The organism is Psychroserpens sp. XS_ASV72 (assembly GCF_041224425.1).
Classification (GTDB): Bacteria; Bacteroidota; Bacteroidia; order Flavobacteriales; family Flavobacteriaceae; genus Psychroserpens.
Window position 1 is genome coordinate 1 of the sequence record NZ_JBGFGL010000077.1, and the last position, 12,013, is coordinate 12,013.

Sequence of the window (12,013 nt, forward strand, 5' to 3'; positions counted from 1 at the left end):
GTATCTGTAGCCGTAGCCGTTCCAGTAGCAGCAGGATCGGTACTTTCTGTACATTCTACAGTTGCATCAGTAGGAACCGTAAGATTTGGAGGAGTGGTATCTTCAACAGTGATTATTTGATCATCAGATGTTGAATTTCCACATTCATCGGTAGCTGTCCAAGTTCTTGTAATAATAACAGTATTTCCACAGGAATCGGCAGTAGAATCACTAAATGTAATTGTAACAGTATCACTACAGTTGTCAGTAGCAGTTGCATTACCATCTGGTTCAGGATCAGTTGGTCTATTACACTCTACGGTAATATCTTCAGGTATTGTAAGTGTTGGAGCTATTGTGTCAACAACTGAAATTATTTGATCTGCAGATGTTGAATTTCCACATTCATCAGTAGCTGTCCAAGTTCTTGTAATCGTTTCGGTATTACCACATCCTGGAACAGATGCATCAGTATAAGTAATATTAATACTTCCACAAGTATCATAACCAGTTGCTGTTCCAGTGTTTGATGGTTCAGTAGTTTCTATAGCACATTCAACATCAATATCGTCAGGAACATTAAGTTCTGGACCTGTAGAATCTTCAATAGTAATTGTTTGTGTATCAGAAGTTGAATTACCACATTGATCAGTTACCGTAAAAGTTCTTTCAATAACAATAGGGCAAGACGTACTTATAGTTGAATCGATGTAAGTTATTGTTGCGATTCCTTGATCATCATTAGCAGAACCGTTTCCGCCTTGAGCTGTTTGTAAAAGGCCAATATTTATTGTTTGTTCAGTTGTGCTATAAGCTAAATCAGGAAGTGCATTGTAGTTACATCCTTCAACAGTAAAATCATCTGGAGCTGTAATGGTTGGTGCTTCCTCATCCTGAGTTGACAATATTATTTCAATAGGTGTCGGATCTGTACATCCATTAGCATCTTGAACATAAACTGTGTATGTGCCAGCTGCTAAATTATTGAAGTTGCCAGATGTGTTTGAAAAATCGATATTATCAAGGCTGTAGCTATAAGGCGCATCTCCACCAGAAGCAATTACTGTAAATGAACCATCAGATGCTCCGTTACAAGAAGGATCTATATGATTAGCTACTTCTTCAGAAGTATTTACAAAAACAACATCAACATCAAATTCACATGTCAATACAACAGGATCTCCAGAAACAGGTGTGTAGGTAGCAGTGTAGATGACAGTTTTTTCGCCTACAGTAAATAAATCTCCAGGATTGTGAGTTGAAGTTACAACAAAATTGATGCCTCCAGCACAGTTTGCATCTAACAATGTTGCATCATAATATAGTCTGTCGATTTCAATAGAATCTCCACCATTCGCGTCTGAACTATCGAAATTTAATTTTAATTTGTAAGATCCACTAGGTACAGTGTTAGGAATTGTAATTGTATATAATCCATTGGTAGTAATATCATTAAGATTTCCAGTGTAAACTACTGAATCATCGCTAGGATCGATAACTTCTAAAGTCCAATTAACAGTAGCAGATACTTCAATAAGTTCGATGTTTATAGGTGTTCCATTTTCAGTGTCAAAATACTGAGTAGGAGTAATGAAATATGAATCTTGGAATCTAGAACCAACTCCAGTGGATTGGAATAGTCTAAGGTTATCAGTTCCAACTCGTTGAACATAATTGAAGTCCCAACAGCTATCACTGAATGTGTTTTCTGGTAAGTCAAATTCCATAAAGAATGAATACTCATCACCATTTAATGACGTACAACATTCGTATGAAAAACTTGGAGGTGTCCATTCAACTGTTGCACCTTGATCAGAATCAGCACAAGTCACATCAACAGGAGGTGGACAACCTTCAACCTGGATTTCACAAGCCTGTAATTCAGGCTCAGTTATCGTAACATCTAATGTTTCAGACGCTACTAGGCAAAGGTTGGAATCAGTTACTGTAAGCGAATATGTACCAGCTGCTAAATCGTTAAGATCTTCAGAATTTGAAGTAAATGCATCTGGACCAGTCCAAGAGTAATTGTATGGAGGAATACCTCCACTTACTGTAACATTAATACTACCTGTACTTTCACCATTACACAACACATTATTTTGGCTAAAAGCAATATCAATAGGTGAGCTAGGTTGACCAACCGTAATTACTTGAACGTATTCAGCACTTGTTCTTCCACAAGCATCTGTAAATGTCCAAGTATTTGTGTACGTTCCAGTATTTGGAAAGTTAGTATCTTCAACAAAAGGTCCGGAAACCTTAGTGTATGTAAAATCACATTTATTAGTTTCAGGCTCTAAAGCTTGAGCTGCATCTAAAGCAGCTTGGTCATTACAGTCGATTGAAACATCTAATTCATTTACAGAAGTTGCCCAAACTGCTTCAGCAGGTTGGTTTACTGTTATGCTATTAGGATCTTGAATTCCTACTTGACAATCGTCTAAAGAAGCAGAACTTAATGTACTTTGCGGATTAGGATTCAAAACACCATTATAGGTCGCTTCAAATTGAATGTCGAAGGATAAATCACAACTATCTTCAAGAAAGTAACATTCATCCTTTACCATGATATCAAAGTCGATATCTAATTGTGGACTTCCAACATTTACCAAACCATCAGCAACATAAAATGTAAGTTCACCGGTTGTTGAGTTATAGTTGTAGGTTACACCTACAGGTAAAGTGTCCGCTCCAGTAAATTCAACTTGAGGAGGTAATGTTGTTGTTACTTGTAAATTAACCGCATTATCATTTCCATTGTTTAAAATTTCAAAACTAAACCCGAGATTATTACCAGGATCGGCTGGATTCATACCAGAATTTAGTGTCATCTCGATTGGATTTAAATCTGGTGCCCAAACATCAACTGACAAACCTAAGAGATATAATCCGTAAGTTTCTTGGTTTGATGTTAATCGTAACGTAGCAGATGTTTGATTATTACCAATAACTGTATTAAAAATACCGCCATTATCCAGATCAAACACTGCGGCATCAAAACCTAAAGTATTTAAACTGGCTGGTATTCTATTCGTGAAATTTGAATTTCCTACAGTAATTCTACTATTAAAAAAGTTTGAAGATGACCTTTGAGGTGCCGAAATATCGACAAAATTACCTACAACATTTCTGATTTGTAAACGGTCACCACTTAAATCTTGATCACCTTCAAGAGAACCAATCATGATTTTAGTATTAACCGGTCCGATAGGAATGGTTTGAAAACCGTTAAAGTTGATGTCAAAATCGTTTACTGAACTGGTTACGTGAGCATATCCATCGAAAATACTAATGTTTTTTGAAGGCATTAATGGACTTTCATAAATGAAGACAATTTGCCATCCACCTGAAGTTCCAGTATTACCACTTGGGTGCGCGGTTAAACTACCGGTTTTTGCTTCTACGTTAGCAACTTGATAACGTCCATAAGGATTGCTAACACCTAATACATTGCTTGTAATATCCTTGACACAGATGTATGGGTCATTGCTAAAGTGCGTATCTTTTCCTCTAAAAATAACTTGATCGGCTGTATAAGTAGTATAATTAGTTTCGCCAGGAAGCATTAATTTTACATCATTGTAATTCCAATTAGGTTGGTTTTCAGCAACAGAACTACTAGGTTCTTTATCTGCTGCAGCCCAATATAGATAAGCTTTTTTAATGCTCAAACAAGATAATCCTGGTTCAGGATTTGTGAATGTTGCACTACTAGAGTTAAAGGTTGATGCTCCAATACCAGTATTACCGTCAATATCAACATAAACGTTATCTGAAAAGTCATGGTTTCCATCACTACCATTATAATTAGAGGTAGCATTTCTTGACAGCATGTTGTTTGCAATCATGGTAAAGTCACCCTTCACCGTTTGATTGAAACGCGGTGTAAAGGTTTGTTGTACTTGAGCAAATACCGAAATGCTAGAAACAAAGGCAAGCCCAAGAAGGACTTTATGGATTTGGGATTTTTGTAGAATTGTTTTCATACACCCGAAAGTTTGATTAATAGTAGGATTAATTTAGTGTTGATCTTTAGGATCTGGTATCAATGATTTTATCGTAATGGTATTACTTATAGGTCTACCATTGCTATTAACGGCTTGAACTTGGGTACAATTCCAAGTATTCAGTTTAGTGTTAATAGGTCTCATGGTCTTAACATAAAACTCAAGAGCAGCTTCTGGCTGAAGAGAATAACTTGATTGTTCTCTTTTTGAAGTTTTACTAAGTGCTTTATGGTTAAGAACCGTTTGTCTTTCTGAATCTATTTCATTACAATTAACATTAGTTGTCTTAATTGTAAAGTTAGCCGTAGCTTTCGAATCATTCTTGATTTCAAGAAGATATAGGTGCTCAGATTCCGTATTAGGCTTGTCTGAACCTTCCTTAATATTGATTTGTAATTGCTGGGAAAAGCTGCTTACAGTTGCCAGACATAAAATCACTATGGTAGCTATTAGTTTCATAGATTAAATTTTAATTCAATTTTATAGTGTCGCTTCGCGATGTTATTTAAATAATATTACATAACTGATTATTGCGTAAACCTGAATAGCTTACCAAAAAAAACAACTATGTTCTGAGGGAGGGACGTTGATACTATATACCAACAAAATGGATTAAATAATGTATTTTTGATTTGGGTCATGCATACGTGCTATTAACTCAACAAAGCAAATCATAACCCAACAGGTTAACAAATTTAAATGTTGAAGGTGCCAAAATAATCGTTAAAACGGAATTATGCAACATTTTATCGATAAAAATTTACACTTCATCGATATATTATGAAAGAATTAGTACTCATAAGACATGCAAAATCATCATGGGAATATGATGTTAGTGATGTTAAAAGGCCTCTGAAAAAGAGAGGTTTAAATGACGCAGCGCTTGTTTCAAAAGCGTTTAAAAATGCTGCTTTTTATCCCGAAAAAATTTTTTCAAGTCCTGCAAGGAGAGCTTTTGATACTTGTAAGATTTTTATGAATACCCTTGATATCGATATGTCTCGAGTGGAAATCGAAGAAGAACTGTATGATTTTGGAGGTCAGAGCGTCATAAATTTCCTGAAACAATTGAATGATGGTTACGAAAAGGTTATGATTTTTGGTCATAATCATGCATTCACATCTATTTGCAATATATTTGGCGATAAATTTATAGACAACCTTCCAACCAGTGGTTTGGTTCTTATAAATTTTGATGTGTCTACATGGAAAGACATTGAAAAAGGTAAAACGATACTCACAATTTTTCCAAGAGATTTAAAATAATGACCAAAGAAAAGAATAGTTATGTCAATCGTGAATTAAGTTGGCTTCAATTTAATGAACGTGTATTGCAAGAAGCCAAAGATGAAAGTGTCCCATTAATTGAAAGACTTCGGTTTTTAGGTATTTTTTCAAACAATCTTGATGAGTTTTTTAAAGTTCGATATGCTACCGTAAAACGAATTGATGAAGCTGGTAAAGGTGGAAAAAGTGAGTTGGGTGGTGTTAAGGCAGCAGAACTGTTGGAAATCATTACTAAAGTTGTTATCCAGCAGCAAAGTGATAGCTTAGATATCTTAAGCAATATTCATAAACGACTTGAAAAGGAAGGTATTTTTATTATCAATGAAACAGAGATCGATAGTAAGCATCACAATTTCATCAAAGACTATTACATTCAAAATGTTAGTCCGGCTTTGGTAACTATCATATTAAATGATTCTCTTGAAATACCTCTGCTAAAAGATAGTGCAGCTTACCTAGCTGTTAAAATGGTCTTGGATAATAATGAAAAACAATATGCACTGATCGAAATCCCAAAATCAATGGATCGTTTTGTGGTATTACCAAAAAAAGGAGATGACAATTATATCATTATTCTTGATGATTTGATTCGTTATTGTATGGATGACATCTTTAACATCTTTAATTATAAATCGGTTACTGCCAGCATGATTAAAATCACTAGAGATGGTGAATTGGATTTTGATAGTGATTTAAGTAAAAGTTTCATTGAAAAAATCTCTGAAAGTGTAAAACATCGTCAAATAGGCGAGCCTGTTCGCTTTGTTTATGATAAAACCATAGATTCGGAAACTTTAAAGTATTTAATGTCCAAAATGGGTATCGATTCCAAAGATAGTGTGATTCCTGGAGGGCGATACCATAACCGAAGAGATTATATGGGGTTTCCAAGTCTAGGACGAACAGATTTGTTGTATGATAAAATAGTCCCCTTACAAATTAAGGATCTAAGTCTTCAAAATAGCATTTTTCCATCCCTTTCAGAACGGGATTACTTGTTGCATACACCTTATCAAACATTCTCATATGTGGTAAAATTCTTAAGGGAAGCAGCTTTAGATCCTAAGGTGAAAACCATCAATATCACGATCTATCGTTTGGCCCAAATTTCTCATGTAGCAAGTTCATTAATCAATGCGGCAAAGAACGGAAAAAAAGTTACGGTTGTTATCGAATTGCGTGCACGATTTGACGAACAAGCAAATATTGATTACGCAGAGCAAATGCAAACAGAAGGCGTCAATCTTCTCTTTGGAGTAGATGGACTAAAAGTGCACAGTAAGATGTGTGTAATTGAGCGTAAAGAAGGTAAAAAAATTAAGCGTTATGGATTTATTAGTACAGGTAATTTTAACGAGTCCACAGCTAAAGTATATACAGATTTCACCTTGTTTACATCCAATCCGAAAATTTTAAAGGATGTCAATAAAGTATTTAACTTTTTTAATACTAATTACCTTATATACAGATACAAACACATCATTACTTCACCTCATTATACCAAATCTAAATTGTTTTCATTAATCGATAATGAAATTGAAAATGTAAAACTTGGTAAGCCGGCTTACATCAAGCTAAAATTAAATAGCATCTCTAGCTATGCTATGGTTGACAAACTTTATGAGGCAAGTAGAGCAGGTGTTAAAATCCAAATGATTGTCCGAGGGATTTGTTGCTTGGTTCCAGGTGTTCCAGGAATGAGTGACAATATTGAAGTCATTAGTATTGTTGATAAATTTCTTGAGCATACCAGACTTTATGTGTTTTGCAACAGTGACGATCCAAAAGTCTATATCTCATCAGCAGATTGGATGACTCGAAATATTGAGCATCGAGTGGAGGTAAGTTGTCCAATTTATCAAGAGGATATCAAGGAAGATTTACTAAATATTTTCGATATTTGTTGGAGTGACAATGTGAAGGCGAGAATTATTGACGAAACCCAAAGTAATCAGTATAGAACCAATGATAATCCAAAGGTTAGATCTCAGTTTGCACTATATGATTATTTTAAAAATAAACTGAACGCATAGATGTTATCTATAAAAAAATATGCGGCAATTGATATTGGTTCAAACGCTGTTAGACTTTTGATTTCAAGTATTATTGAGCAAAAAGGACAGCTCATTAAATTCAAGAAAACATCTTTGGTAAGGGTTCCAATTCGTTTGGGATCTGATGTTTTCGTTTCCGGTAATATTTCAGAAGACAATAAAAACAGAATGCTTGACACCATGACTGCGTTTAAGTTGCTTATGAAATCGCACAAGGTTGTTAAATATAAGGCTTGTGCTACATCTGCCATGCGTGAAGCCGATAATGGTAATGAGGTGGTTAAACTAATTTCCAAACATGCCAAGGTTGATATCGATATTATCGATGGTGAAGAAGAAGCTGCTATCATAGCTGCCACAGATTTACATTCGTATATTAAGGAAGACAAAACGTATCTATATGTTGACGTTGGTGGAGGAAGTACCGAATTTTCGGTGATTCATCACGGAAAAACGGTTGCTTCCAAGTCATTTAAGATTGGTACGGTTCGATTATTGAATGATATTGTCAATAAAGATACTTGGCAAGAACTCGAGCAATGGATTAAGCAAAACACCAGTGGTTATGATATTATAGATGTCATAGGTTCTGGTGGTAACATCAATAAGATTTTTAAAATATCAGGAAAGGCTCTTGGAAAACCATTGACCTATTTCTATCTCACGTCTTATTACAACAAACTACAAACGTATTCTTACGAAGAGCGCATTATTGAACTGGAGCTTAACCAAGATAGAGCAGACGTGATCATTCCTGCGACTCGCATTTACCTGTCAGCTATGAAATGGAGTGGTGCCAAAGATATTTATGTTCCAAAAATTGGATTGTCAGATGGTATTATCAAGAGTATATACTACGATACGGTTTCAAGTATAAGTCTTTCATAATAAAGTTGTTTACCTTTTTTTTTGACGGCACATCCATTATTTATTTAAAATATTCATTATTCCTTATATATTAGCATTCTCAAATCTATCTTTCTTTTGATTGAATTCAGAACTGATAATTGAGGTGAATAAAAACTAAAGATTGAACACATGAAATCACTTATCCTTTCCCTTTTATTTATTAGTGTAGTCACGATTTCCTTTGCCCAAGGTACAAGTTATGGCGTAAGAGGTGGTTACAATATTTCTAATTTGGATTTCGATCCTGATGCCGATTTTGAAAACAAACACAGAAATGGCTTTGCTTTTGGTGGTTTTGTCGATTTTGGTATAAGCGATAATTTTTCATTATTGACCGAATTGCAATATTCTGCTGAAGGTGGTAAAGCTGAAGAATTACGTGCTGACTATATTCAAATGCCTATTATGGCTCGATTTGGTATTGGTAACAAGTTCACTTTTGGTGCCGGACCAATGATTAGTTTGAAAACATGGAAAAATCTTGACGGATTTTCAACTTTTACGATTTCTGGTGTTGGAGGTCTTGAATATATGATTACCAGTGAATTGTTCATTGATGCTCGTGTGCATTATGGGTTGACCAACATCCTTGACGAAGACTTGACTGATGCCGAAGCTCAAAATACAACCTTCCAATTCGGATTTGGGATAAAGATTTAAAAACAACAAATTGTTTCAATTGAAAGCCTTGGGAAATACCTAAGGCTTTTTTTATTCCTTTATGAATTTAATGGTTTGTTGGTAATTGTTATTTGATAAACGAATGAAATATAAACCAGAACTTAAATTCTCAACATCAATAGTTTCTGAACTCAATTGATTCTCTTTAACTAGCTTTCCATCTAAGGAATAGATTTGATAGTTTAAATCAGGTTGTTGTTGATTAACAACTAAATTCAAGCTATTTTGTACTGGATTACTTTTAAGTTTTATACTTGAATCTTCAAAAGCGACATTTTCAACTGATAATACTTGTCTGCCTAAGATTACTTGGTTTCCATTGGAAAGATTGGTAATGATTAATATGGCATCGTTTCCGGTACCAATGATTTCAAAGCTAAATTCAGAAGGAATATCCGATTGTAAAACTGAATAGAAATAGAGGTCTTCAAAATCATTTTCTTCAGAAGTTTCACAAGGATCTCCTAAGGACACAAATAATTCTTCAACACTAAAAGTTTGCTGTGGATTCAAGTGATAACTCCCAGAATAGCCAGAACATATAACACCACCATTAAAATCAAAACCTAATCCATTAGCGGATGTTTCAAAAATAAGGGTTGGAGTTGTGGCTGGATTTGGAATAGTTACCTGATTAGAATCTATCATTAAGTAATGCACATACCATTGCCCAAGAAAATCATCACTTGTTGGTGTACTTCCAAAGGTTAAAACATCTCCATTGGTATTCGTTAAAACAAGGGTTTCTCCATTTTCAGACATATCATAGCTAAAAGTCGCATTCTCTTCATCACCTAAAACAGAAAAATAGGTTGGTTCATATAGGTTATCTTCACAAATGACTAGAGTTTGAGTAAAAAGATACATATCAAACTCGTTTTGATTGCTAGTATAAATATTATAAGAGGCAAAAAATTCATTACAACCTCCAAGCCCTTCGCTGTAAAATCCTAAAAAACCTTCATCTTTTGTAAGTGTTAAAGAAGCATTAATATTAGGTGTAGGATAACTTACACCATCCACTGTTTCTGTACTATAAGAATACCAAGTTTTAAACAGTGTTGTAGTAGGAGGAGAAGTTTTGTACACTGCAAAATCACCTTCAGAATTTGTTAGGGTAAGTTGAGTGTTTTCATTGTCACCAGTTATAGCATAAGACACATCTCCAGGATACGTTAAAATATCTGTGTATTTTTCAGTGTAAGCTCCATCAACAGTAGCACTGGAACAGCTTGCAGAAGCATAAACGGTATAGATGAAAAGTGAATTCTCACCTGTAACCGTATAATCGATACTTTGCATTTCACATGGTGTGCCACCATTGGCTTTAAAAGCTGCTTCAATATCAGGAGATTCTGTAAGAGTAAAATCCAAACCAATGTCACCAATGTAATTGTCATGCTGTACACCACTTGTGGTAATCGAATGTAAATACCATTGATTAGCAATAAGAGGAGGAGGAGGAGTTGCCACTCTCGATAAAAAAGCAAAAGCAATATTATTGTTATTGCTAAATTGCAAGGTTTCTATACCTAAGCCAAATTCATGTAAATAGGTACATTCTACAGTTGTGGTATCGTTATTGCCAAATACATTATAAACGGCTACCTCTCTACCTATGGTGTCTTCATCACATTCTTGGGGAGACCATGATGTCTGTTCTATTTCAACAGTATTTTCTAATTCAGAATTTATAAATGTGCTCACATAGGTTTCTCCACAAAAACTATCAATGGTAATGTTGTTGTTTTCGAAAGTTACAAATGCAGAGTCATCAGGAAACTCCAATAAAATATCCAAATCAAAAATAGAATCAATCACCCAAACACCTTCGAGTTGCTCATTTTGAGAATGACTGGATAGGATAGAAAAACATAAAAGCAAAAGAAAGTAAACCTGTTTCATAGAATGAAGTTTTTGGGTTTACTATAAATATAGGTAATTATCCGTGAACGGTTTGGTGTTTACTCAAATCTTTCATGATGTCTGCTTCATAATCCAGTAGCTTTTGCCATTTGTCATCTACCTCTTTTCGGTCACCATATTGGCGTGCAAACTTCAAAAACATGGTATAATGGTTCGCTTCGCTAACCATCAATTTTCTATAAAACTCAGCAAGTTCTTTGTCTTTTAACTCTTCGGAAAGCAATCGGAAACGCTCACAACTTCTAGCTTCTATGAGAGCTGCATATAATAAACGATGGACGAGTTGTGTAGTTCTACTGCCACCTTTTGGGAAAAATTTCAGTAATTGATTTACATAATCATCTTTACGATCTCGACCTAAAGTCCAACCACGTTCCAATAATTTATCATGAACCATTTTAAAATGACTGATTTCCTCTTTCACCAACGCAATCATTTCCTGAACTAAATCGGTGTACTCAGGAAAACTAACAATAAGTGACATGGCTGTACTGGCTGCCTTTTGTTCGCAAAACGCATGATCGGTTAGAATATCCTCTATATTTTTCTCTACAATATTGACCCAACGTGGATCGGTTGGTAATTTTAAACCTAACATATTAACTGTGTGCTTCTTTTAACTCAACAATCTTATTTCCATCAGAAAAAACAACAAATTCATATAATTTGTATGCTTTGCTTTTCGGATTTAAAAAAGAGATATTAAGGAAGAGTTGATCTTTATTAGACTGTTGCTGGTTCACCCAAACATGTTCTAATGTAGCATCATTCCAAAAGACATCTTCAGAGTTTTGTTTGAATCCTTGAGCATTGATAATAGTTTCCAAAATTGTTTTGTTCTCATGAACGATTTTTATTTCAGATTCAAAAACGCGATGGTACTCTAAGTTGATTTCATTATGTTTTCTAGAACTCTTTAGCAGGATATCTTTATCCATTATAGAATAGTTCTTTATACTGACCTTAAAGCTGTTGGCAATAAGCGAATCTGTTTGTACTTCGGTATAGTTTTCTGGGAAATATGAGATGTTCTCTAAAGTTGTTTGTTTCTTACTGAAGTCTTCAATAGCATTTTGAAGTTGTTCTCTAGAACTTCCTTTATGATTGCAGCTAGAGAATGCAAGTGCAGCTATAGCTAGTACAAAAATGAATTTTTTCATGATATAA

9 protein-coding genes are annotated in these 12,013 nt (G+C 34.6%); 4 read left to right on the forward strand and 5 right to left on the reverse strand.

Going from position 1 to position 12,013, the window contains the following annotated elements:
• Window positions 1-3,968, reverse strand: a 3,968-nt coding sequence (locus AB9K26_RS08920) for a SprB repeat-containing protein (protein ID WP_369972215.1), incomplete at its 3' end; no start/stop codon positions are given.
• 33 nt (window positions 3,969-4,001) lie between these two features.
• Window positions 4,002-4,448: a hypothetical protein gene (locus AB9K26_RS08925; RefSeq protein ID WP_369972216.1), complete on the reverse strand. Its 447-nt coding sequence runs from the start codon at window positions 4,446-4,448 to the stop codon at window positions 4,002-4,004.
• Between the two features lie 321 nt (window positions 4,449-4,769).
• Here AB9K26_RS08925 and AB9K26_RS08930 point away from each other — a divergent pair, with 321 nt between their 5' ends.
• From AB9K26_RS08930 to AB9K26_RS08945, 4 genes are all read left to right on the forward strand, one after another.
• Window positions 4,770-5,255, forward strand: a complete 486-nt coding sequence (locus AB9K26_RS08930; RefSeq protein WP_369972217.1) for a histidine phosphatase family protein — start codon at window positions 4,770-4,772, stop codon at window positions 5,253-5,255.
• Complete coding sequence (ppk1, locus tag AB9K26_RS08935) at window positions 5,255-7,309, forward strand: polyphosphate kinase 1 (RefSeq protein ID WP_369972218.1); 2,055 nt, start codon at window positions 5,255-5,257, stop codon at window positions 7,307-7,309. Before AB9K26_RS08930 ends, ppk1 begins: the two co-directional genes overlap by 1 nt.
• Entirely contained in the window at window positions 7,310-8,218 is a 909-nt protein-coding gene (locus AB9K26_RS08940; protein ID WP_369972219.1) for a Ppx/GppA phosphatase family protein, read from the forward strand.
• A 150-nt stretch (window positions 8,219-8,368) separates the two neighbouring features.
• The gene (locus AB9K26_RS08945) at window positions 8,369-8,899 is read left to right on the forward strand and encodes a porin family protein (protein ID WP_369972220.1); all 531 of its coding nucleotides are present in this window, start codon (window positions 8,369-8,371) and stop codon (window positions 8,897-8,899) included.
• Window positions 8,900-8,950: 51 nt separating this feature from the next.
• On the opposite strand, the gene AB9K26_RS08950 is transcribed toward AB9K26_RS08945, so the two are convergent.
• The 3 genes from AB9K26_RS08950 to AB9K26_RS08960 are packed head-to-tail and all read right to left on the reverse strand — an operon-like array spanning window position 8,951 to window position 12,006.
• Window positions 8,951-10,825, reverse strand: coding sequence for a T9SS type A sorting domain-containing protein (locus tag AB9K26_RS08950; protein ID WP_369972221.1), 1,875 nt, complete (start codon window positions 10,823-10,825; stop codon window positions 8,951-8,953).
• Between the two features lie 37 nt (window positions 10,826-10,862).
• A complete protein-coding gene (locus AB9K26_RS08955; protein WP_369972222.1) occupies window positions 10,863-11,444 on the reverse strand; it encodes a tRNA-(ms[2]io[6]A)-hydroxylase in 582 nt (193 codons plus the stop codon).
• Between the two features lies 1 nt (window position 11,445).
• The gene (locus AB9K26_RS08960) at window positions 11,446-12,006 is read right to left on the reverse strand and encodes a hypothetical protein (RefSeq protein WP_369972223.1); all 561 of its coding nucleotides are present in this window, start codon (window positions 12,004-12,006) and stop codon (window positions 11,446-11,448) included.
• Between the last annotated feature and the right edge of the window lie 7 nt (window positions 12,007-12,013).

Coding starts and splice junctions, on each gene's coding strand:
- AB9K26_RS08950 (WP_369972221.1), bottom strand. CDS start 10,825: ATGAAACAGGTTTACTTTCTTTTGCTTTTATGTTTTTCTATCCTATCC.
- AB9K26_RS08945 (WP_369972220.1), top strand. CDS start 8,369: ATGAAATCACTTATCCTTTCCCTTTTATTTATTAGTGTAGTCACGATT.
- AB9K26_RS08925 (WP_369972216.1), bottom strand. CDS start 4,448: ATGAAACTAATAGCTACCATAGTGATTTTATGTCTGGCAACTGTAAGC.
- ppk1 (WP_369972218.1), top strand. CDS start 5,255: ATGACCAAAGAAAAGAATAGTTATGTCAATCGTGAATTAAGTTGGCTT.
- AB9K26_RS08955 (WP_369972222.1), bottom strand. CDS start 11,444: ATGTTAGGTTTAAAATTACCAACCGATCCACGTTGGGTCAATATTGTA.
- AB9K26_RS08940 (WP_369972219.1), top strand. CDS start 7,310: ATGTTATCTATAAAAAAATATGCGGCAATTGATATTGGTTCAAACGCT.
- AB9K26_RS08960 (WP_369972223.1), bottom strand. CDS start 12,006: ATGAAAAAATTCATTTTTGTACTAGCTATAGCTGCACTTGCATTCTCT.
- AB9K26_RS08930 (WP_369972217.1), top strand. CDS start 4,770: ATGAAAGAATTAGTACTCATAAGACATGCAAAATCATCATGGGAATAT.